17 protein-coding genes and 1 pseudogene are annotated in these 23025 nt (G+C 38.5%); 10 read left to right on the top strand and 8 right to left on the bottom strand.

The window, feature by feature from the left end; all coding sequences use genetic code 11:
* Window positions 1–46: 46 nt before the first annotated feature.
* The gene (locus PAND9192_RS03445) at window positions 47–1438 is read right to left on the bottom strand and encodes an MATE family efflux transporter (protein WP_087852544.1); all 1392 of its coding nucleotides are present in this window, start codon (window positions 1436–1438) and stop codon (window positions 47–49) included.
* 125 nt (window positions 1439–1563) lie between these two features.
* Between PAND9192_RS03445 and PAND9192_RS03440 the strand changes: the two genes are divergently transcribed.
* From PAND9192_RS03440 to PAND9192_RS03430, 3 genes are all read left to right on the top strand, one after another.
* A complete protein-coding gene (locus tag PAND9192_RS03440) occupies window positions 1564–2424 on the top strand; it encodes a helix-turn-helix transcriptional regulator (protein ID WP_087852543.1) in 861 nt (286 codons plus the stop codon).
* A 122-nt stretch (window positions 2425–2546) separates the two neighbouring features.
* Entirely contained in the window at window positions 2547–3521 is a 975-nt protein-coding gene (locus PAND9192_RS03435) for a zinc transporter ZntB (RefSeq protein WP_087852542.1), read from the top strand.
* 104 nt (window positions 3522–3625) lie between these two features.
* Window positions 3626–4090 (top strand): tellurite resistance TerB family protein, encoded by a 465-nt coding sequence (locus PAND9192_RS03430; RefSeq protein ID WP_087852541.1) that lies wholly within the window; start codon window positions 3626–3628, stop codon window positions 4088–4090.
* A 61-nt stretch (window positions 4091–4151) separates the two neighbouring features.
* On the opposite strand, the gene PAND9192_RS03425 is transcribed toward PAND9192_RS03430, so the two are convergent.
* A complete protein-coding gene (locus PAND9192_RS03425) occupies window positions 4152–6551 on the bottom strand; it encodes a helicase-related protein (protein WP_087852540.1) in 2400 nt (799 codons plus the stop codon).
* A 198-nt stretch (window positions 6552–6749) separates the two neighbouring features.
* Between PAND9192_RS03425 and PAND9192_RS03420 the strand changes: the two genes are divergently transcribed.
* From PAND9192_RS03420 to PAND9192_RS03405, 4 genes are all read left to right on the top strand, one after another.
* Window positions 6750–7646: a 1,4-dihydroxy-2-naphthoyl-CoA synthase gene (locus tag PAND9192_RS03420; protein ID WP_060998009.1), complete on the top strand. Its 897-nt coding sequence runs from the start codon at window positions 6750–6752 to the stop codon at window positions 7644–7646.
* Between the two features lie 240 nt (window positions 7647–7886).
* Window positions 7887–9575 carry an NAD-dependent malic enzyme gene (locus tag PAND9192_RS03415; RefSeq protein WP_087852539.1) on the top strand — a complete coding sequence of 563 codons (1689 nt, stop codon included), beginning with the start codon at window positions 7887–7889 and terminating at the stop codon, window positions 9573–9575.
* A 198-nt stretch (window positions 9576–9773) separates the two neighbouring features.
* Window positions 9774–10532, top strand: coding sequence for a SanA/YdcF family protein (locus tag PAND9192_RS03410; RefSeq protein ID WP_087852538.1), 759 nt, complete (start codon window positions 9774–9776; stop codon window positions 10530–10532).
* 496 nt (window positions 10533–11028) lie between these two features.
* Window positions 11029–12399: an SLC13 family permease gene (locus tag PAND9192_RS03405; RefSeq protein ID WP_087852537.1), complete on the top strand. Its 1371-nt coding sequence runs from the start codon at window positions 11029–11031 to the stop codon at window positions 12397–12399.
* 56 nt (window positions 12400–12455) lie between these two features.
* Here the strand turns inward: PAND9192_RS03405 and PAND9192_RS03400 are convergent, their stop codons facing one another.
* The gene (locus PAND9192_RS03400) at window positions 12456–12851 is read right to left on the bottom strand and encodes a hypothetical protein (protein WP_087852536.1); all 396 of its coding nucleotides are present in this window, start codon (window positions 12849–12851) and stop codon (window positions 12456–12458) included.
* 613 nt (window positions 12852–13464) lie between these two features.
* Window positions 13465–13675, bottom strand: a pseudogene (locus PAND9192_RS03390) (FAD-dependent oxidoreductase); the annotation flags it as partial.
* Between the two features lie 676 nt (window positions 13676–14351).
* On the opposite strand from PAND9192_RS03390, the gene PAND9192_RS03385 reads away from it, so the two are divergent.
* Window positions 14352–15305: a TerC family protein gene (locus PAND9192_RS03385; RefSeq protein WP_087819690.1), complete on the top strand. Its 954-nt coding sequence runs from the start codon at window positions 14352–14354 to the stop codon at window positions 15303–15305.
* Window positions 15306–15394: 89 nt separating this feature from the next.
* Here the strand turns inward: PAND9192_RS03385 and PAND9192_RS03380 are convergent, their stop codons facing one another.
* On the bottom strand, window positions 15395–16126 hold the full coding sequence (locus PAND9192_RS03380) for an HAD family hydrolase (RefSeq protein ID WP_087852534.1): 732 nt from the start codon (window positions 16124–16126) through the stop codon (window positions 15395–15397).
* Between the two features lie 148 nt (window positions 16127–16274).
* Window positions 16275–18053, bottom strand: coding sequence for a L,D-transpeptidase family protein (locus PAND9192_RS03375; protein WP_087852533.1), 1779 nt, complete (start codon window positions 18051–18053; stop codon window positions 16275–16277).
* A 647-nt stretch (window positions 18054–18700) separates the two neighbouring features.
* Here PAND9192_RS03375 and PAND9192_RS03370 point away from each other — a divergent pair.
* Window positions 18701–20233: a YjjI family glycine radical enzyme gene (locus PAND9192_RS03370; RefSeq protein WP_087852532.1), complete on the top strand. Its 1533-nt coding sequence runs from the start codon at window positions 18701–18703 to the stop codon at window positions 20231–20233.
* A 14-nt stretch (window positions 20234–20247) separates the two neighbouring features.
* Window positions 20248–21120 (top strand): YjjW family glycine radical enzyme activase, encoded by an 873-nt coding sequence (locus PAND9192_RS03365; protein ID WP_087852531.1) that lies wholly within the window; start codon window positions 20248–20250, stop codon window positions 21118–21120.
* A gap of 76 nt (window positions 21121–21196) precedes the next feature.
* On the opposite strand, the gene PAND9192_RS03360 is transcribed toward PAND9192_RS03365, so the two are convergent.
* Both PAND9192_RS03360 and folE read right to left on the bottom strand, forming a co-directional pair.
* Complete coding sequence (locus PAND9192_RS03360) at window positions 21197–22135, bottom strand: LysR family transcriptional regulator (RefSeq protein ID WP_087852530.1); 939 nt, start codon at window positions 22133–22135, stop codon at window positions 21197–21199.
* Window positions 22136–22224: 89 nt separating this feature from the next.
* On the bottom strand, window positions 22225–22878 hold the full coding sequence (gene folE / locus PAND9192_RS03355) for a GTP cyclohydrolase I FolE (protein ID WP_087852529.1): 654 nt from the start codon (window positions 22876–22878) through the stop codon (window positions 22225–22227).
* Between the last annotated feature and the right edge of the window lie 147 nt (window positions 22879–23025).

Below are 23025 nucleotides of genomic sequence, written 5' to 3'. Positions count from 1 at the left end.
ATTCAAATGGGCAAATCTTATTTATAAACTGTATGTTTACAAACGATTACACTGATACTAATACTTGGTCAGTATCATTTATCAAATTAGCTAACCACTTACGGCCTCGAATACGGTAAGTTGTCAGAGCTACTTTCACTATTTCTTCTGCTAAAATAGCCGTTAATACCCAATGCAAAGGCCAACCTAAAAAGACCCCAGTAAAGATTGCTAAAGGAATACCCACTCCCCATTGACCAAACAAATCAATGAAAATACTGTATTTAATATCACCACCGCTACGTAACACGCCGCCAATACCTACCATGTTAAACACTTTTAAAAACAGCCCAAGCGCAAGCACCATAGTGACATTTAATGACATAGTTAAGTTTGGCGTATCTGCCCGTTGAAGCCATATACTTACAGTATCACTTGCTAACCAAATCGAGATACCAAGCACAAAGGCCATTGATACACTCAATCCAATAAAAAACCATGATTGATGCCAAGCACGTTGGTAATTCTCAGCGCCCAGCTCATGACCTAAAATAGTCGAAGCGGCAACAGCAAAACCAATAAAGGCCGAAATAAGTACCCCTTCAATTGGTGCCAGCAAACTAATGATGGCTAACTCTGTCACACCTAATTGAGCAAAAATAACACTGTAAACCAATACTCCCATTGCCCAGCCTGCATCATGAATGATCATTGGCATCGCAATCGCAAAGTAACGCTTACGGGCTTGTGGGGTTTTAGCTGTATCAATATCAATCGCTAACGGCAGAATCTCACGATGACGGTAATAAGTAACAGTTAATAAAATAACGGTTTGAATACCACGAGAAATCGTTGTTCCTAACGCCGCCCCTGCGACCCCCATTTCTGGAAAACCATATAAACCAAAAATCAATAATGCATTTAAGGTCGCGTTTAATAACACCGCCACAAGACCAACATAAGTTGGCATTTTTGCTTCACCAACAGCACGTAAAGCCGCCTCTAATGGCACCACAATCGCTGTAAAAATAATACTCCAACCACAGACATACAGGTAATCTTTAGCATGAAGAACAAAATCAGCTTGATCGCTAATCACAGCAACGATTTGCTGTGGAAACAAGCGGTAAATAATGGCAAAAGGTAACGTAAAAGCAATCGCACACACCCACGATTGTAATAAGGTTCGACGTACGCCATCCATTCTCCCTGCGCCAAAATATTGGGCAGCTAAAACACCAACCGCACCACTGACACCCACCACCAGCAATAAATTGAAAAAGAAAATACGGTTACCAATACCCACGGCAGCCACTGGTGACTCACCCAATTTTGACACCATCAGCACATCGACTAAACCCAGTAATGCAAACAACATCGACTGCATCGAAACAGGTAATGCTAACTGCCACGTTTTTTTCCAAAAATTTCTATCTGCTGATGTACGCCATGTCGTCATAATTAAATACTCAATTAACAGTTAGCTTGTGATAGTGATCATACCTATTGTTATTAATTTACGGTTATTCTAAGCAATCAAAAACGTTTGCCAAACTATCAAATTTAATCTAAAAGGACGTTTAAATGGCATGGTTTGAACATTTAAATATTTCATCGCAATGCCAATCAATCATTATTGACCAAGTACAATCATTAGCCTTGGAACAAAAACACATTATTCAATGTGGCATTAATTATGGCAAAGAAGCGTTTACTATTTATCGCCGCAACCCTGATATGCATATGCTGCTATTTACGATCAAAGGTCGCGGTATGCTTAGCACGCCAACCAAACAATGGGATTTACAACCAGAGCATGTCATATATGTACCACCGGGATGTGAGAATGGATTTGATATCAACCCAGACGAGAATCAGGAGCTTATTTGGGATATGGCATGGGTAATGTTAGAACAACAAAGTTATTGGGATCAGCGCTTACCCCATGAAATAACCTATTATCCAACTCAATCAGGATCATTATTATTTCAAACTATCGATTGCCTTCAACAAGCACTGTGTTTGAACTATCCCCTTGCAGATCAAATTTCAACCAACATCACTGAACAATTATGCTTATTGGTTGCTAACCGTACAGCACCTCACTCACCATTGGCTTTGCAGCGTTTAGAACGTGTATTTCAACATGCTAAACGGCAATTACACTATCCATGGCAAGTAAAAGATCTTGCTGCCGTGTACCCATGCTCTGAACCTCACTTACACCGTTTGTGTCAGCAATATTATAGTCAATCACCAATGGCACGCTTAACCCATTTGCGTATGGAGCATGCCGCAGGTTTATTAACTACCACTTCATGGCCTATTCAACATATCAGTGATTTTTGTGGTTACCCAAACCCGACCAATTTTAGTACCCGTTTTAAACGTTGGAGTTCTTTTACCCCACGTCAGTTCAGATCACGCTTTCAGAGTGAATCTTAAGCGTTACTGCTCAATCAATAACCACAAAATATTTTATTTTCTATCGATGGCTTATATCGGTTAAGCTTATAAGCATAAAATAAATAAGACTTAAGTACTTAGCACTATTGAAGGGATCCTCTATGCCACATTGTTTTGCTTACTGTTATCAACTTAATGGCGATCATTCCAAACCAGCACTGACCCTTGATAAAATTAATAACTGGCAATCTACTGATGGTTTACTCTGGCTACACCTCGACTTTACTCAGCCACAAGCACAGCAATGGATACAACAAAGCCAATTGCCTGATATCGAGAAAGATTCGCTGACCAATGATCGAGATCGCCCACGTTTGAACCAAACTAAAGATGGCTTTTTCTTAGCATTACGCGGTGTGGATATTGATAAAGATAGCCAACATAAGCCATCAGATAAAATGCTGTCTATTCGTGGTTATTTCACTAAAAACCTAATTGTTACTACTTCAGACCAACCTGTGGTAGCAATCTCTCGTATTGCTGATCATATTGAAGGTGGTTTTGGTCCGACAACTATTGGTAATTTTATTTTAAGTTTATGTGACCATTTGGTCAGTCGAAAAATGAAAGTTATTGATAATCTTGATGAGCAATTGACCGAGCTTGAAGAGCAAGTCATGACTGATAGCGATATGAATTTACGTAATAATATCGCGGTATTACGTCGTGAAACGGTAAAACTACGCCATTCAATGACCCCACAACGCGATGCATTAGCAAAGTTAATAACCATAGAAACGCCATTGCTTTCTTTAGCAGAACGTCAAAAAATTCATGAGGTTGACGAAAAGATCAGTCATGCACTTGATGATCTTAATGCAATCCGTGAACGCGCCAATGTAACCCAAGAAGAATTAATGAGCTTACAATCAGAAGCATTAAATCAACGTCTATACTTTCTATCGCTGATTACCACAGTCTTCTTGCCTCTTGGTTTTTTAACCGGCTTATTTGGAGTTAACCTTGATGGTATTCCTGGAGCTGAGGATCACTTATCATTTTCAATTTTCTGTGGATTATTAGTCGGAGTATTAATCCTACAATTGGCATTATTTTATCGGCGTAAGTGGATATAACCTGTAAAACTGCAAACGTATATTTAGCGACTTTTATTTTTACGCCATATCGTTATAGACTTAAGGGTTAGTTATACGTAATTATCACCAAAATAAGGGCCACAATGTTTTCGACATTACGAACTTTGTTTAGACAAGTTATGAATGAAAGTGCGAGTGCTGGCGCAGTCGATACACCAACACTTAATTTAACAATGGCATCATTGCTGTGTGAGGTCGCTAATGCCGATCATGATCGTGACCCACGCGAAGAACAAGCTAAAATACAACTGTTAATTAAGCTGCTTGATACCACTGAAGAGCAAGCACTGATATTACTAGAACAAGCTCAACAACAAAGCCAAAAATCGGTATCTTTGTATGAGTTCACTAATAAATTACGAGAGTTATCACAACCCCAACGCTACCAATTAATTGAGGCTATGTGGCAAGTCGCTTATGCCGACGGGGTGATTGATCCTTTGGAAGAAGCTGTGATCAGACAAGTATCAGACTTGATCTATTTAGATCACTCAGAATTTATTCGCGCTAAACTTAACGCTGCCAAAGCCTTATCACAACAGCCTTGACCTTAATTACGTAAGCCACAGTAGCTATCCACTACTGTGGCATGCTTTTTTTACTCTGTTATTAGTGAATATCAATCGTACGGCTGGCTTTTTTATATTTAATTCGCCAACCTTGCCAGCGTGGTAACTCCCACCGTTTAGGATCTTGTTTACGGTTACCTTGATAATAATGTGCAATTACAGTTTTACGGCTGATCTGATATTCAATCTGCATCTCAAAATCATTTAACCTCACTCTGTGCGGGTATTGATTATCAAACGCTTCACGCTCCCAATCCGGAATACCATCAAATACAAAATCTTCAGCACTGAATAAAGCAATATCATCGATCGTTTCAATTCCAAGATCGGTAATTTGTTGTGATAGCCACATTGTTAAATTTACTACTTCAGGCTCACGCTGACAAATATCAGCTTGATAATGGCCCAAAGCTAAGTATAAATTCCATTGTTGTATATCGACTTTTAACCGTGCGGCTAATCCTTCTAATACGTCATTGGCTAAAATCAAATCAACAATCGCGGTACTCGCTGCTGTACCACTGACATCTTGCCATTGAGTATCGATAACCTGCCCAGCATAAATTCGTTCAATAGCGGTCTGGAAGTGACCCGCGCAGGTTTCAACAGTTTGTCCTTGCTGGTTTTCACCAAGATCAAGCGCGATAATTTGTGACAGCGTCACTGGTGCAATACAGGTTGCTAAAACGAGGTTTTGCTTAATGCCTTTTCCTGGTAAAGCAAATTGATCAAACACTACTGCAGCTTCAGTAGCTTGATCATGCTCAATAGCAAATAAAGTATCTCGGCTTAATGTGACTTCATTAAAGCCATTTGCTAATGCTTGTCGACGTCGTTGGCGACGTATGTAAACTAATTCAGGAGTTGCATTCATCACCGCCTCTATCCATGGCTGACGACGAAATGCACTGCTTGCTTCGAGCTGAGGCAATTGCAGCACTTCGCGCATTTTAGATGCTAATAATCGTGCTTCTGCACGCATATTGTCATCAACGGTTAACCATTCAGGGACCATATCCGCCCGTATAATTTTAATTAACGCTGTTGCATCACAATATTGCTTTCCGAGCCATAAAAACAACGCCTGCTGATCTTGCTCTGATTTCGGCGGTTGCCACAATTTTTGCGGAATAGATAACGCTGCCGCTAAATCAACCATCGCTTCTTGATGGCGACGCTCAGGCATCGCAGTAATTAAATGGGCAAATAAGCTATCAATCGGTAATTGATACAAACGGCGACCATAATCAGTGACAACTTCTTCATTGTTGACCGCTTTCATGGTCAACAAGGCCTCAAAAGCACTTGCTAAGGTTTTCTCAGGTAGAGGATCAATAAAGAGTAATTGTGAAAATTTTGCATTACAGCATAAAGCCGCTAAATACGGTTCAACTAGCTCTTCACGTTGTAATTCTGCAGGGGTTAATCGCTCTAGTGGCGCAGCTTTGCCATATAAACGCAGACAAACACCATCTTTAACTCGTCCGGCACGGCCTTTGCGTTGCTCAGCACTGGCTTTTGAAATCGCATGCAGTGATAACACCGTTCGCCCATTACGCTGGTGAGTACGACGCTCTAATCCAGAATCAATAATTAATGTTACCCCGGGAATGGTCAGCGATGTTTCAGCAACATTAGTGGCTAATATGATCCGTTGCTTCTCGTTGGCGGTTAATGCCCGTTGGCGTTCATCATCAGTTACTGAGGCATGCAGTGGGATCACATCAATGACACTTGATGCTATCTCATCAACAAAGTAACGTTTAAGCGCTTGCATTGTTGCACTAATTTCTTTTCTTCCCGGTAAAAATACCAATATATCTTGATGATTCTCATAATGCTGACAGAGTAGTTTGACGATCCGCTGTTCAAGATGATCGCCACTAGGCATGGTTTGGTTATCCGTTGCATAATGATCAACCTCAACCTCAAAATGACGTCCTGCTGCATATAAATAAGCGGCATTAAGATATTCAACTAACCGTTGGCTATCCATAGTGGCCGATGTTGCAACTAAGCGATGACTTTGACGCTGTTTTAAAAGTGCGAGCAGTAAATCAGTATCCCAACGCCGTTCATGGAACTCATCAATAATAACTGTATTAAATTGGGCTAATTGATCATCACTTAACCATCGTAGTGCAACTCCAGGTGTTGCAAATACAACTTGAGTATTATCATCAAAATGTTGTTCAAACCGAATCGCATAGCCCACTGATATTTGTTGCGGATTAGCAACATCAGTGGTTAAGTATTCCGCTAACGATGTACAGGCTACACGTCGCGGTTCAACCACCAGCACGCGGCCAACTTGTGCAGCCCATAAAGGTAAACGGGTTGATTTTCCCGAACCTGTTTCAGCTTCAACCACTATATGCTGCTGAGATAATGCAGCTAAAAAATCGGACTTAATACTATCGATAGGCAATGAAGCGTACATAATTCAATCTATTACTAATACTGACAGTCTTATTGTGACAATAAACAGCGGTAATGTCATTCCAGAGCTTGCATAGTTGCTGATTCCATAAACAATCGTTGGTTTATTTGCGTTATTATGTCAGTTTCGTCCTACAATAATTGACTTTTTGCTGTAACTCCCTAGCCTTACAGCATCTACTTATGGAGGCTGCGCCGTATGACTAGCAAAACCATTTTTAATCCTGAATTATGGGAAGCCGTTCCGGGCTTTAACTTTGAAGATATCACTTATCACCGTGCCAAAGCGCATGGCACTGTACGTATTGCCATTGATCGCCCTGATTGCTTAAATGCCTTTCGTCCAAAAACTGTTGATGAACTGTACACTGCGCTTGATCATGCACGTCAATGGTCTGATGTTGGTTGTGTATTAATTACCGGTAATGGCCCGTCGCATAAAGGACAATGGTCTTTCTCATCGGGTGGCGATCAACGTATCCGTGGTAAAGATGGCTATAAATATGAAGGTGCTGAAGAAGGTACTGCCGATGTGGCTCGTATGGGTCGATTGCATATCCTTGAAGTACAACGCCTGATTCGTTTTATGCCAAAAGTTGTGATTGCGGTTGTTCCGGGTTGGGCTGTTGGCGGTGGTCATAGCCTGCATGTGGTATGCGACTTAACCCTTGCATCAAAAGAACATGCGGTATTTAAACAAACCGATCCTGATGTAGCATCATTTGACTCTGGTTACGGCTCTGCATACTTAGCGAAAATGATCGGCCAAAAACGTGCTCGTGAAATCTTCTTCTGTGGTTTTAACTACAGTGCTCAAGAAGCTTATGACATGGGTATGGTTAACAAAGTCGTTGATCACTTTGAGCTTGAAGAAGAAGCACTGCGTTGGGCAAAAGAGATTAACAGTAAATCACCAACAGCAATGCGTATGCTGAAATACGGCTTTAACTTGCCAGACGATGGTCTTGTTGGTCAGCAATTATTTGCAGGTGAGGCGACCCGCTTAGCTTATGGCACTGCTGAAGCGCAAGAAGGCCGTGATGCTTTCCTTGAGAAACGCGATCAAGATTTCAGTAAGTTCCCTTGGCATTATTAATCCCAACATCATTACTAACAAATAAAAGCTCTTACTTTAAGGGCTTTTATTTTATAAAATACTTTCCCGCTACAAAAAAACGCCATATTTATTGTTATTAATAAAATAAACACCAGAAACATGATCACTTTCTCGAAATAAATCACTCTAGCCTTTGAATTATCCACGATGAAGTTCTAGCATTAGCACCATCGAAATCATCGTTCCTTTTTCTGGCTTAATCGTAACAGAGTTTACTGTATGAACAACAATAAAAGACCGCTATATATTCCTTACGCCGGCCCAATACTTCTTGAGACGCCATTACTAAACAAAGGCAGCGCATTCTCTGTTGAAGAGCGTATGTTCTTCAATCTAGAAGGTCTTCTACCTGAAGCTATCGAGTCAATCGAAGAACAAACCGATCGTGCTTATCAGCAATATCAAAAATTCGATAATGATATGGATCGCCATATCTATTTACGTAATATTCAAGATACTAACGAAACGCTTTTTTACCGTTTAGTTGAAAATCATATCACCGAAATGATGCCAATTATTTACACGCCAACGGTAGGCTCTGCGTGTGAAGATTTCTCCAATATCTACCGTCGTGGACGCGGTCTATTTATTTCGTACCCAAATCGTGACCGCATTGAAGACATGCTTAATAACGCGTCACGTCAAAATGTAAAAGTGATCGTTGTTACCGATGGTGAACGTATTCTTGGTTTAGGTGACCAAGGTATCGGTGGCATGGGTATTCCTATTGGTAAGCTATCTCTTTACACCGCATGTGGTGGCATTAGTCCAGCTTACACATTGCCAGTAGTACTTGATGTAGGTACTAATAACCCACAACGTTTATCTGATCCTATGTATATGGGTTGGCGTCATACGCGTATAACGGGGAGTGAATATGACAATTTTGTTGATGACTTTATTCAAGCAGTTAAACACCGTTGGCCTGAAGCATTAATTCAATTTGAAGATTTTGCTCAAAAAAATGCGATGCCGTTGCTTGAGCGTTATAAAGATAAAGTATGTTGCTTTAACGATGATATTCAAGGTACTGCTGCTGTCACTGTTGGTTCTCTATTAGCAGCATGTAAAGCCGCTGGTACCAAATTATCAGATCAACGTGTCACTTTCTTAGGTGCGGGCTCTGCGGGCTGTGGTATTGCAGAAGCGATTATTGCGCAAATGGTTGCTGATGGTATTACTGATGCCCAAGCACGTAGCCAAGTATTTATGGTGGATCGTTGGGGCTTGTTAGTTGAAAACATGCCAAATCTACTCAACTTCCAGCAAGCACTGGTACAGAAAAATACCAATATTCAAGACTGGGAGTTGCTAGATAATAACATCTCGTTATTGGATGTTATGCGTAACGCTAAACCAACAGTATTAATTGGTGTTTCTGGTGTTCCTGGGTTATTCAGTGAAGAAGTGATCCGTGAAATGTACGCTCACTGTCCTCGTCCTATCATCTTTCCACTATCAAACCCAACCAGTCGTGTTGAAGCAACACCGTTTGATTTGATTCACTGGACAGAAGGCAATGCATTAGTTGCAACAGGTTCACCATTTGATCCTGTTGTTTACGAAGGTAAAACTTACCCAATCGTTCAATGTAACAATAGCTATATTTTCCCTGGTATTGGTCTGGGTGTGCTTGCAGTTAATGCTCGCCGTGTAACCAATGAAATGTTGATGGAAAGTAGCCGTGCTTTAGCTGAATGCTCGCCATTAGCGATTCATGGTGAAGGTCCGTTATTACCAGGTCTTGAAGATATTCAAAAAGTATCACGTAAAATTGCTTTTGCGGTTGCTAAAAAAGCAGTTGAACAGCACAAAGCACCAAAGAATTCTGATGAGCGTATTCGCGAGAAGATCGACGCTAATTTCTGGAAATCAGAATACCGCCGTTATAAACGTACTTCATTCTAAATTCAACAGTCATTAATCTCTAATTCGAAGTGTTTAATAACGCTTCGAATTTTTATTTAAAGCATTTTAATGCATGAACTTGCGCACAAAAACTACAAACTCTCTCAATTAGTACAGCTGTTTTCTCTTTTTTGAACAATAATATATTTTATTAAGGTAAGATATTAATAAAGCATTATATTTTTAGTTTGGATAATTATGAAACTGCTCAACATTATTCGCATTACTGCAGTTCTCTTTATCATTTTTATAGCCTCATTATTATTACTTGATCGCTGGGTTTCTGCACAAACAGAAAACCGTATTTATCACGACCCAGCAAAACTACCGTCGTATAATGTAGGTTTAGTATTAGGGACAAGCAAATACATCGCAAAAACACTCAACCCTTATTATACCTACCGTATGTCTGCTGCTATCGACCTCTATAAAAAACATAAGATTGATGTTTTTTTAGTCAGTGGTGATAATGCTCACCGTTCATATAATGAACCTCGAACCATGAAACGTGATTTATTAAAAGCGGGCGTACCTAGTAATGAAATAGTATTAGATTATGCAGGGTTTCGTACTCTCGATTCTGTCGTGCGGGCAAAAAAAGTCTTTGATGCTGATCGTTTTGTTATTATTACCCAACAATTTCATTGTGAACGAGCGCTTTTTATTGCCGATCATTACAACATTAATGCTGTCTGCTTAGCAGTTAAAGAACCCCGTCGTGGTATGGCAAGTTTTAAGATTCGTATACGAGAAGTCTTTGCCCGCGTTAAAGCAATGATTGATTTGTTTATCTTACATGTACAACCTAAGTTTTTAGGTCCAAAAGAACCTATTCTTAATCCACTAGTAAAAACGCAACCAACAGTTACACTCACAGAGCCAAATAACAATGTTATGGTTGAAACTGCACCATCATCGGCAGCAATTACAACTCAATCTACATTGATTAAGCACTAAAACTAAAAAAGCCAATCGCTTTATTAAACGATTGGCTCTATCAGTTAATCCTTAAAATATGACTAACTGTGTTTTTTATTATTCATATTACTAAGTACTCGTTTACGTACTGTCTGTAAATGTTCTTGCGCTTCTTTATGAATTTTTTTAGTTAAACACAATTTTTCTTCTTTCATTATAACTAGCCATCATCCGTAACAAATAGGCAACAAGTTGCAGATGTAATCTTACCATATACAAAAATTATCTGCACCGACTATGTTTTATAAAATCATATGACAGAAAAATGCATGTGGTTGCAATAATATCCCACAAAAAATAATAACAACCCAAACATTTCACACCAAGATCACAATAACCACAATAAACAAACATTTACTGTTTTATTTATATAAGTTCATCACATAAACGACACCATAACACGACGTATGATCACTTCCGCTTATTAAAGCTAACTATAAAAATAATGTAGCCTCAATATATGGAAGATTCACCTATGACAACCCTCACTCTTACACTCAAACATTGGCTGTTCAATAGAAACAGCTTAATCCTTATCGGCAATTGTTTAATGATGGCCATCCTGCTTAATACACTACCCTTTGAACGCAATGTAGTGATTGGATTAAGTATTCTCTTTTTTATTGCCGTTATGTGGTTAACAGAAGCTATTCACGTTAGTATTACCGCTTTACTGGTGCCTTTATTTGCAGTTGGATTTGGCATTTTTGATACCTCTAAAGCGCTTGCCAGTTTTTCAAATCCGATTATCTTTTTATTTCTAGGTGGATTTGCACTCGCTGCGGCCCTACATAAACAACAACTTGACCAAGTCATTGCTGACAAAGTGCTTATTGCGGCAAAAGGAAGAATGTCAGTTGCTGTATTTATGCTATTTGGTGTCACTGCTGGATTATCAATGTGGATCAGTAACACAGCAACAACAGCGATGATGTTACCGCTTGTGCTTGGTGTCCTCAGCAAAGTGAACACTAAAAGTGGCCATAAAACCTACGTCTTTGTTCTGCTTGGTACCGCCTATTGCGCTAGTATTGGTGGTATAGCAACAATTGTTGGTAGCCCACCTAATGCCATTGCTGCAGCTGAAGTTGGATTAAGTTTTACCGAATGGATGGCCTTTGGCGTTCCGGTCACAATTATTCTATTACCCCTTACTGTTGCATTACTGTATATCACCTTAAAACCCGATCTTAATCATCAATTTGAGCTCGATCACTCACCGATTCAATGGAGCAATGGTAAGTTAATTACCATGGCAATTTTTTTAATCACTGTTACTTTATGGATTTTCAGTAACCCGATTAATGCACTACTAGGTGGTTTTTCTAAGTTTGATACTTTAGTTGCACTCAGCGCCATCATAATGCTTGCTGTATCACGAGTGGTTGAGTGGAAAGATATTAAAAACTCAACTGACTGGGGAGTATTATTACTTTTTGGCGGTGGTATTTGCTTAAGTAATATCCTTAAAGCAACTGGCACGAGCGTTTTTCTCGCTAACGAACTCAGTAATATGTTGCAGCAAGCTGGTCTGTTACTCACCATACTAGCCGTTGCTATTTTTGTGGTCTTTCTGACTGAGTTCGCAAGTAATACTGCCAGTGCTGCTTTGTTAGTCCCTGTATTTGCCACAGTCGCTGAAGCACTTGGTGTGTCTCCTGTTATATTATCGGCGTTAATTGCAATTAGTGCATCTTGTGCATTCATGTTGCCAGTTGCTACACCGCCAAACGCCATTGTCTTTAGTACTGGCTTTATAAAGCAAAGTGAGATGATGCGAGTAGGATTTTATTTAAATATTGTTTGTATTATCTTTTTAACTATTTTTACATGGTTATTCTGGTAATAATCAATATATAAAAAAGGTGACGATAATCGTCACCTTTTTATATTTAATTACTTTTAATCTAAAATAAACAGTAATTGTTCAGTGTTATCTTTAACAAATTCAATAGTACTATTCATTTTATTATTAATTTCATCTAGTTGATACTCTTCAAGAGAATATGGTAGATAAACAATAAGTTGCTTTATACCTTCTTGTTTAGCTAAATATAAAAGTCGAATTATATTCTGTGTATCACTCGCATTACTTGATAACACCTTTAATGCTTTTTTTTCTAATTGCTCAGCACAAGATATGTGTTTTCTCGTTGTTTTAACCGTTACTTCAAGTGAAGGAACTAAATATTTCAAAGCATCTATAAATGACAAACGTTGCTGGCATGATTTAGATAAAAAATTTGTATAATCAAAAACAACGGCATTTTCTGCAACGTTATCAATTACTGTTTCCATAGCTATCCTTAGTCAGAAACATGATATTTATTCTATATAATATAGCTCTCGTTAGTTGAACTAACGAATGTAATTACTATACGTCTATATTAATTTCAATTGTACATGTACCAATTAAAATGTGTGATATAAATCACGCTCCAACTATAGATAATTAATAACAAAACACCAAACAAACAATCATTTAACACAAGGGAAACACTTAACGCTTCGCAATATATAAAATCACTCTTATTCTCGAAAAAATAGCTAATAGTTATAATATTGATTATCTATCACCAATAACATCACAATTAATCAGGCCTCTCCCCTTTAGCTAAACGTGCATTAATTGCCTCAATAACAACAGATAAATCCGCGACTGTATCAATCATATAATCAGGTCTAAATCCATTGTTATTTAATGCTGGTAGTCCAGTAATGTTTGTTGAACAACTCAACTATGATCAATACGATAATTTAATTAATTGTGATCTAGAATATTGGCGTCATGATGCTATTTGTATTGAATCACTAGCCACTTTATCAACAGCATCTATACACACTCCACCACAAACAAAAAAGGGGCTAATCTATTAGCTCCCACTTAATCATAACAAACTAAATAACTGCATTAGCTTTTATCTGCTTTACCCGCAGCATCGCAAATTTAGCCCATTGCTTATCAATCCATCGTGGCTGTTGGCCATTATCTTCTGCTGTTCTAATACTAACGATGATAATATTTGTCCTCCAATCCACGTTTGTGCAACGCCATTACCGGAATAACCTAACCCATAAACGATATCTTTATGGTTATCTACATACCCAAAAAAGGTAATCCCGTTGTTAATCTGACGTTTCTATTAATCGCCCTTATGATCGTATAGCCCAAAACAGGGTATATCGTATCGCCTCTATATGAACAATTAGTGACCATGCAGGTATTGCAACAGAAACTTCATTTTTGAACATATTGTCAGCGTACTAAGCTGCCTATTTCACACAACTAAAATAATAAAACGGTACTTTATTCATCAAATTTGCAATCAATCGTTCCAAATTAACGCTATTTAATATATAGAATCAAATTAACCTCAAAAACGACTGGTAACTTACTGCTTACAAGTCTAAAATTGCCCCGTTTGGGGAGTAGTCACAATTGTTCGCCTGTCGTCATCTCGAAGCCACAAGCTTCCGGCAGCCGTGAATGGATTTGCTAATAGTCATCGTTGTCACCCATAGACAACACTACTAGCACCATTTTGACGAGACCAATGCCATTATCGTTTACATAAAAGTGTAATCGAACCGACGTAATTTAATTGCGTGGGTTTTTTTTAATGCGCGGAAGGTTTTGTTTAGGCTCGCCTATGGCATACCTTTCGTATTTTATTCTGCGTAATAACTTTTTGTTATGAAACTTGTTTTTTATTTGTGATTTTATAAATATTCAAAATAAACAACAGTCTTAATAACAATAAATTATCGCGTTAGATATTTATATAAAGAGAGAACTCTATGAGTATTTTTAGTTATGAAGGATTTGCTGTATTAACAGTATTAATGCTTGCACTCGATTTGTATCAAACACGCGGTGGTAAAATATCGATCAAAACAGCTGCACTTTGGAGTGTTTTTTGGGTCTTTTTAGCCTTTATTTTTATGGGCTTTATTTACCTATATTGGCCACAAATGGCGCCTGAAAGCACATATACTAATAAACAAGCAGCAACATCGTTTATTACTGGTTACTTATTAGAAAAATCTCTCAGTGTTGATAACTTATTCGTGTTTGCACTTATTTTTGGTCAATTTGCCGTACCAGAAAGATTACGTCCACGTATTTTAATGCTAGGTATTGTGGGTGCACTTATCTTACGTGCCGGCATGATTGGGGTTGGTGCGAAGCTCTTAGCTGACTACCACTGGATCCTTTATATCTTTGCTGTTTTCTTACTTTACACAGGCTTTAAGCTTTGGCGTGAAGGTGAAGAAGAACAAGAGGATTTCTCAAATTCAGCCCCTGTTCGTCTCGTTAAACGCTTCTTTAGAGTTGCTGACGATTATCATGACCATAAAATGTTTGTCAAAGATGACAAAGGCTGGCTTGCAACACCATTATTAGTCGTTGTAGCAGTTATCGCCTTAACCGACGTAATGTTTGCACTTGACTCAATTCCAGCTATTTTCGCCGTTACTCAAGAAGCTTTCTTAGTCTTTACAGCTAACGTATTTGCCCTACTTGGCTTACGCTCACTGTATTTCGTATTAGAAGGTATGCTAACCCGCTTCTGCTACTTACGTGTTGCTTTAGCCTTTATTCTAAGCTTCATTGGTATCAAAATGCTGCTTGTTGGCTCACCTTATGCGATTCCAACCGTAATCTCATTAGGTGTAATTATTCTTTCCATCACTATCGCTATCAGCGCTTCGTTATGGAAAACACGTAAGACAGAAACTACACAACAATAAGCTAACGTCACAACATATTTACTAAAAAACGCCACTGTTAAAGCAGTGGCGTTTTTATAGGCATTAATAATGGCTCTTAACTCGTTATATTAACCAATGTGCTGCTTAATTATATCTAACAACTGTTGTGGCTGTTGCACAATGTAGGTTGGTGTAATCTGTGAAAGCTTATCGTGATCACTCGCCTTACCAGTATCAATCCATACACTTGCAATGCCCGCGCCATTAGCCCCTGCAATATCAGCCGCCAATGAATCCCCCATATGAATAGCTTCATTAGGCTGACAACCCACTAACTCTAATGCTTTTTGAAAAATACTTAGCGCAGGTTTTTCTTCAGGTTCTTCTCCGCCCACAATAATATAATCAACATGCTCTACCATTGCTGTCGCAGCCAGTTTAGGATGCTGTGAAAAAACTGGGCCATTGGTGATCACCACCAGCTTATACTGCTGACGTAAACAAGCTAACATCGCTTTTACATGGGGAAAAAAATCAAATCCAGCCATACGGCCATCATCAAATGAGGCTTGAATAGTAACAGCCTGATCAAAAGTAATGGTAAGTTGTTGTTGAGCAAATAAAGTTTGGACTAACGTTTGTCTAAACAGCAGTTCATTATCTAATAATGCCACTAACTGTGGGAACTCATCATTAAGCTGTTTATAAACCCCTGCAATATAGCGTTGACAAAAAATATCTGCATTTAAGGCTGGAAACTGTGATTGAACATAATGCTTTAAAGTAGTCAACGCTTGTTTGTCAGCAACTGACGTTGCACATAAGGTTTCATCCATATCTAAAAAAATAGCTTTTAACATTACTTCCTCGTTGTGTCATCGATGACACTATAACTATATTGATTCCAAAACAATGATTAAATTCTACCTTGAGCCACGATATTTAGCACACAAAAAAGCCAGCATCTATGTGCTGGCTTTAATAAATATTACGCAGTCGGGTTATCTTTTAACGCTTAACAAAATCTTTCATGGTAATGAATTTTGTTTTAATTGGCGTTGCTTGTGGTGAGTCATAACCATAAATATCATTACGCATTTGCAAGTGACCATTTTGATCAACCCACGCGGTTAAATAAACAAAATCAACATCAATCCGTTTTGAAAGACTGACAACTTTGTTCTTTTGAGTATCAAGCATTGATTTAAAAGAATCTATATTATTGCGTTTTTGATAGTCAATCACATAATTAGCTAAATCATCAGCACGCTCAACACGCACACAACCAGAACTTAAATCGCGTTTATTACGGTTAAACAAACCACGAGATGGTGTGTCATGTAAGAAAATAGCATAATCATTTGGCATCAAGAATTTAACACGTCCTAATGAGTTATGTGGACCAGGACCTTGCTGAAATTCATGCGGGAATGTTTTTGGATTTACTGTTGCCCAATCAATACTACTTGGTGGTACAACAGTACGATCTCGCCAGCTATTTAGAATCTGCATGTTATGAGCTTTCAGGTAATCACGAGAAAGTTTCACTTTTGGAATTACATCATGCTGCTTAATCGTAACAGGAACATTCCAATATGGATTAACGACCATTGTTGTAATCGCTGATGAGAATAGGTTTGTTGGGCGTGTATCACGGCCAACAATTACCTTAGACTCAAACATTTTTTGCCCGTTATCGTAAAGCTCTAGCTTATAGTTAGGAATATTTACCCAAATATGAGCACGAGTATCATTATGACGATTTAATGCCGATACACGTAAAGTGTTTAACGCTAACAAACGCGCAATGTCACTATATGGCATTACTAATTGCTTAATTGTCGCAGGACCAACAATACCATCAGGCGTTAATCCATGACGTTTTTGAAATAGTTTAATGCTTGCTAACAATACACCAGAGTTTGTCACTGTTGGCTGTACCGATAATGCATCATAATCTGCTTGGCTTAGATCACCTAAATGATAAAGCACCTGCACTAGATCATGACCATTAGGGAATACATCACCAGGGCGGTAAACTGTTGACTTAAAGCTTGCACGAGTCAAATGATGAGGTACCAATTGTTGGTACTTCTCAATCATTTTCATGGTTGATTCAAATGGAATATAAGTAGGACGGTATGTTGTAAGCTTCGCCATTGTCATTGGGTATGCATCTTCATCGCTGCCATACTGAACCATTTCTTGGCTCATATTTAGAGGCTCAGATAAGAATAATACATTACGGTGATGAGCAATATAATTTAAAAATGCGCGATAAACATAATAAGTATCAGTTGCTAAAAGATCATAACCACGCAGATTACCTTGTTGCTCAAGTTTGTTGAGTTCGGTTAAACGCTGGCTAATGCCAGGTAGCATTTTACTATCTGCGACCATTTGCAGCTGTGCTGTCAGCTCTTTACGTAATGCAACAGTGTTCCACAGTGGGTAAAACTTATTTTGTGTATAAGCTTGTTCTATTTGTGGTGCGAAACATACGTTACTCGCAGTATTACCACACAACATTTTGGTGCTAAGTAAATGTTGATTATTCAATGATGACCAATCAACACTGCCTGATGTTAACGGCGCTTTTCGTGTACCTGCTGGAATCTGAGGTAACACAGCATTTGGACCAACAATTTGCACTGTATTTGGTGCAGCTGCAACATTGTGTGGAATAGCTGAGCTCGTTTCAGCAGCCCAAACACTACCGGGAATCATCAGCGATAAAACTAAAAGCTTGCTAACACGCTTAGCAACAACACGTTGAGGATTTAACATCGTCAAAGCGATCCTTACCTATATAATAAAACAAAATACACTATACCTAGCATTACAGCCTATCTTATTTGATATGCAATGACGGTAATTCATAAAAAACTAATTATCTATATTTAGACAAATTTTAACAAATGATACAATTCAAAAAGTGAAACTTTAAAATTTAATTATGTCACATCACAATTTTTTATCTTTAAAAGTGACAAAAAAAACCTTTAATGCATTGATATTATTATAATTTAATGACATTTAAAACCTAAAAAAACATTCTTTTATTAAAAATAAAACCGATGTGAAAAAGAAGAAATATCTTGCCGTTGCGCTTTTGAGTGCTCATTAATTATGCTTATTTGGCGTATCAGGCTACAGCAACCACTTTACAATGATGAAAAAAGTAATAGTGAATAATGCTATTTTGTTGTTACTAAATTACAAACTTAAGGCCTACTTATTTAATGTTAAATTAAGGCTTGATTTACTTTGCGCCTATTGTACACCGTATTTTTTTATATCAAATAACTTTTAACTACATTAAACACTGGATTTCCATTTTGGAAAAATACCGTTCTGTATTTTTCACTTCTGGAAAAATACATTCTCCGTTAGATTAGCCGCACAAAACCTATGGATATAAGAAGAACATAGCAATGACACTACAAACAAAAATTAAAAATATCATTACTGATCCAACATTAAGTGCTAAGCAGAAAACATTGTTCCTGTCGTTGGAAGCAGAAGCTATTGTAGACTATATGCCAATTTCCACTGCCGTTTCAGCAGCAAAAGATGCTGGTATTATTTGTGATATGTTTGAAGGTAATGCTCCTTTTAAACCTCGTTATGTTCTTCCTGATTACGCAAAATTTTTACAACAAGGCTCTGAATACTTAGAGCTTGAAGCTGCAACTAATTTAGATGAAGCAATTAACCTACTGACGATCATTTATCATCACGTACCGTCAGTCACAAATATTCCAGTTTACCTTGGTCAACTTGACCAAATCTTACTACCATTTGTTACTGATATAAGTGACGATGTCTTATACCGTAAGCTGAAAAATTTCTGGATCATGCTTGACCGCACCCTGCCAGATGCCTTTATGCACGTCAATATTGGTCCAACAGATAACATCGTCTGTCGTATGATTTTAACCATTGATGCAGAACTTAAACAAGTTGCACCCAATTTGACATTTATGTACGACCCACAAATCACACCAGAAAGCTTATTACAGCAAGCGTGTGACAATATTTGTGAGTGTAGTAAGCCACACATTGCTAACTATCCAATGTTTGCAGACGCATTTGGTGCACCTGGTTTTGGTATCGTAAGTTGCTATAACTCATTACCTGTTGCTGGTGGTGCTAACACCTTAGTACGTATGAACTTAAAAGAAGTCGCACTACGTAGTAATAGTGTTGAAGAATTTCTAACCGCTACCCTACCACATTACAGTGGACTAATGTTTGAACTGATTGAAGCTCGTTCAGCTTTCTTACATGAAGAATCAAACTTCTTTAATGGTTTCTTGACCACAGAAGGCTTGATCAATGAAAACCGTTTTGCACCTATGTTTGGTATTTTCGGTATGGCTGAAGCTGTAAACATTCTGATGGAAAAATCAGGATCAACGGCTAAGTATGGTCATAACGAAGCAGCAAATGCTATCGCACTGAAAATCAGTGAAACATTAAATGAAATCGTAACCACAACACCAGTAAAATACGGTTTAAATGGCCGTGCTCTATTACACTCACAAGGTGGTATTAGTTGTGACCACGAAGTCACGCCGGGTATTCGTATTCCTTATGGTACAGAACCTGATCCAGTGGTTCACATTAAAGCACTGGCTGCGCACCATCAATACTATACCTCAGGTATCAGTGAGATTTTGACTATCGAAGAAACGATTAAAAACAATCCACTGGCATTAATGCAACTATGCAAAGGCGCACTGGCTCTAGGATTCCGTGAATTTACCGCAAACGTTGCCAGCAATGATCTTGTTCGTATAACAGGTTACATGGTTAAGTTATCTGATATTTCAAAATTCAAAGAACAAGGTTCACGTACGAACACCACCTGGTTAGGTACAGAAGCTTCTGAAAACACACGTATTTTAGAGCGTCAACCACGTGTTGTTAGCCGTGAAATGTCACCCGTTTATTCAGCTAAATAAAAGATACCCATAGTATGATTTCTGCCACAGTCAGCAAAATATTGAACTACTCATGTGTTGATGGCCCAGGCAATCGTATGGTGCTGTTTTTGCAGGGGTGTAACTACCGCTGCAAAAACTGTCATAATCCACAAACAATTGATATGTGTAATCAATGTGGTGATTGCGTACCAAGTTGTCCAACGCAATCACTACACCTTACAACCCAAAACAATAAACCGTTTGTGGCATGGAATATGTCGAGTTGCACTGAGTGTGATGGTTGTTTAAGCGCATGTAATAAACAATCGACCCCGAAAACACAACAATTAACAGTAGCGGATACTCTGGCTTTAATCAGAGATAATTTATTCTTTATTAATGGCATAACGGTAACGGGTGGTGAAGCGACGCTACAATTACCGTACATTATTGCATTATTTAAAGCCATAAAGTCCGATACTACTTTGCAGCATCTGAGCTGTATGATCGACAGTAATGGCAGTTTAAGCATTACTGGGTGGCAAATGGTCTTACCCTATCTTGATGGCGCAATGATTGATTTAAAGGCGTGGAATAACAGCACCCATCGCTGGTTAACTGGTCGTGATAATGATCGTGTTTTAGCTACGATTAATTGGTTAAGTCAACACCAGAAGTTATACGAAGTCCGTTTATTACAGATCCCCGAGATCACCGATTATGAACAATATATCGATGATGTTGCAGCTTATTTAATAGCGTTAGATAGCAGTGTACGTATTAAGCTCAATGCATTTCAGCATCATGGAGTTACTGGTGAGTCTCTCAACTGGACAACATGTAAAAAAGAGAACATCGAGGCATTGGCGGCATTACTCACTGAACGTAATATTACCAATTTAATCTTACCTAGCGTGTATGTATAGCAGCGCTAAAAACTATCGTCAGTGGTGATCAGCAGATCAGCACTGACTTTTTCGTTTAACATGGTCGCTATAATATTTATTTATTAGCCTGACCGATAGTATGGCCTACGGTGATAATTTGTTGATACAACCATCGCAACGCAGGATCATTCATGCTAGGTTGATACCACACTAAGCTGTAACCCACTTGACCATAATTAAACGGCAATTCTTTCATGGTGAGTGATTGTGCTTGCGCTGCCACTTCAGCCCATTTCTTTGAGCAAGTAAACAATAACTCAGTATTTTTGCACAATGTTGCTGCAACACCGAAATCAGCGACATTAACCATTACTTTGCGTTTACGGTGCTGTTGTGCGAGCTGCATTTCAAAAAATGGCACACTGAGATCATTATCGACAATACCAATATGATCATAATGTAAATAATCATCAATCGTCAGTGATTGCGTCGCAAGTGGGTGATGATGTGACATTAAACACACCATTTCATCTGTAAAGAGGTTTTCCCACACTAAATTGTTATCAATGTTCGGTGGTTGACTAAGATCATGTGGCAAAATAATAAAATCCAACACCCCTTTCGCTAACCCACCTACACCAATATTATCTTTAGACCAAATATCTAACCGAATATTCGGCGCAAGTTTCAATACATGTTCACACAAAGGTACGGCGATTAATTCAAAGGTACTTTCTCGCATCGACAGTGAAAAGCTACCGGCATAATTGGCAACATCAAATTCTTCTTGAGTCATGATCTGATTCATATCACTGATCATCTGATGCACCGTCGGCCCTAAACGGCGCGCCAATGGTGTCGATACCAACCGATTACCGTGGCGATAAAATAGCTCATCATTTAGTGTATCTCGAAGCTGACTCAAGGTTTTACTGACCGATGATGGACTAACACACAGCCGTTGCGCACAGTCTGTCACACTCAGAGTATCTAACATCACATGCAAGGTAATAAGGTGCTTCATGCTAATACGAGAAAGCCTAATTAAATCCATCTATTATCTCTTGAATATATATAAAAAATGCCAGCCAATAATCTATTGGCAGGCATTTATAGAACATTAACTATGGCAGTGATTAACGCTTAACGAATACCATTAAAAAACTCGGCACGAGTAGCTGGATTACGTTTGAAAATACCACCTAATGCAGTTGTTGTGGTCACACTGGTTGCATCCATTACGCCACGAGATTTAACGCAGTAATGGGTTGCATCAATAGTAACGGCAACATCTTCACTTTCAAGTAGCGTTTGTAATGCCACTAATACTTGCTGAGTTAAACGTTCCTGCACCTGTGGTCGTTGAGAAAAGAAACGTACAATACGATTAATTTTAGATAAACCAATAATTTTTCCACGCGGAATATAGGCAATCGTTGCTTGACCATCAATCGTTACTAAGTGGTGCTCACAGGTACTGGTTAAGGTAATGTCTTTTACTCGTACCATTTCATCACAGTTCATTTTATTTTCAATCACTGTGATTTTAGGAAAATTGCTATAATCTAAACCTGAAAAAATTTCATCGACATACATTTTTGCAATACGGTGTGGTGTTTCAACCAAACTATCATCGGTAAGATCTAACGCTAATAGCGATAAAACCTCACGCATATGGTATTCAATTTTTTCTTTCTTTTCTTCACGACTTACTACATCAGCTGTCATCGGGGTTTCTAGACCACGGGCGGCTAAGGCGTCACGTACTTGTATTGCAGATACACTTAATGCTGTCATCTCTTCCTCCAGCTGACCTAGGTAGAATAAAAAAGACATACCCTTCTGACCTTGCCAGCGCTAAAATCCTTAGCAGAATACCCCCAAATGAGAATAATTTCACCACCAAATTTCTTATGGTTACGTACATCAAGTGTATTTTAGTAT

The organism is Photobacterium andalusiense, from assembly GCF_900185625.1.
Taxonomy (GTDB): Bacteria; Pseudomonadota; Gammaproteobacteria; order Enterobacterales; family Vibrionaceae; genus Photobacterium; species Photobacterium aquimaris.
This window is presented reverse-complemented; position numbering and strand designations above follow the sequence as displayed.

Excerpts from the sequence above, each read along its gene's own strand:
- PAND9192_RS03445 (WP_087852544.1), bottom strand. The coding sequence starts at position 1,438 with ATGACGACATGGCGTACATCAGCAGATAGAAATTTTTGGAAAAAAACG.
- PAND9192_RS03440 (WP_087852543.1), top strand. The coding sequence starts at position 1,564 with ATGGCATGGTTTGAACATTTAAATATTTCATCGCAATGCCAATCAATC.
- PAND9192_RS03435 (WP_087852542.1), top strand. The coding sequence starts at position 2,547 with ATGCCACATTGTTTTGCTTACTGTTATCAACTTAATGGCGATCATTCC.
- PAND9192_RS03430 (WP_087852541.1), top strand. The coding sequence starts at position 3,626 with ATGTTTTCGACATTACGAACTTTGTTTAGACAAGTTATGAATGAAAGT.
- PAND9192_RS03425 (WP_087852540.1), bottom strand. The coding sequence starts at position 6,551 with ATGTACGCTTCATTGCCTATCGATAGTATTAAGTCCGATTTTTTAGCT.
- PAND9192_RS03420 (WP_060998009.1), top strand. The coding sequence starts at position 6,750 with ATGACTAGCAAAACCATTTTTAATCCTGAATTATGGGAAGCCGTTCCG.
- PAND9192_RS03415 (WP_087852539.1), top strand. The coding sequence starts at position 7,887 with ATGAACAACAATAAAAGACCGCTATATATTCCTTACGCCGGCCCAATA.
- PAND9192_RS03410 (WP_087852538.1), top strand. The coding sequence starts at position 9,774 with ATGAAACTGCTCAACATTATTCGCATTACTGCAGTTCTCTTTATCATT.
- PAND9192_RS03405 (WP_087852537.1), top strand. The coding sequence starts at position 11,029 with ATGACAACCCTCACTCTTACACTCAAACATTGGCTGTTCAATAGAAAC.
- PAND9192_RS03400 (WP_087852536.1), bottom strand. The coding sequence starts at position 12,851 with ATGGAAACAGTAATTGATAACGTTGCAGAAAATGCCGTTGTTTTTGAT.
- PAND9192_RS03385 (WP_087819690.1), top strand. The coding sequence starts at position 14,352 with ATGAGTATTTTTAGTTATGAAGGATTTGCTGTATTAACAGTATTAATG.
- PAND9192_RS03380 (WP_087852534.1), bottom strand. The coding sequence starts at position 16,126 with ATGTTAAAAGCTATTTTTTTAGATATGGATGAAACCTTATGTGCAACG.
- PAND9192_RS03375 (WP_087852533.1), bottom strand. The coding sequence starts at position 18,053 with ATGTTAAATCCTCAACGTGTTGTTGCTAAGCGTGTTAGCAAGCTTTTA.
- PAND9192_RS03370 (WP_087852532.1), top strand. The coding sequence starts at position 18,701 with ATGACACTACAAACAAAAATTAAAAATATCATTACTGATCCAACATTA.
- PAND9192_RS03365 (WP_087852531.1), top strand. The coding sequence starts at position 20,248 with ATGATTTCTGCCACAGTCAGCAAAATATTGAACTACTCATGTGTTGAT.
- PAND9192_RS03360 (WP_087852530.1), bottom strand. The coding sequence starts at position 22,135 with ATGGATTTAATTAGGCTTTCTCGTATTAGCATGAAGCACCTTATTACC.
- folE (WP_087852529.1), bottom strand. The coding sequence starts at position 22,878 with ATGACAGCATTAAGTGTATCTGCAATACAAGTACGTGACGCCTTAGCC.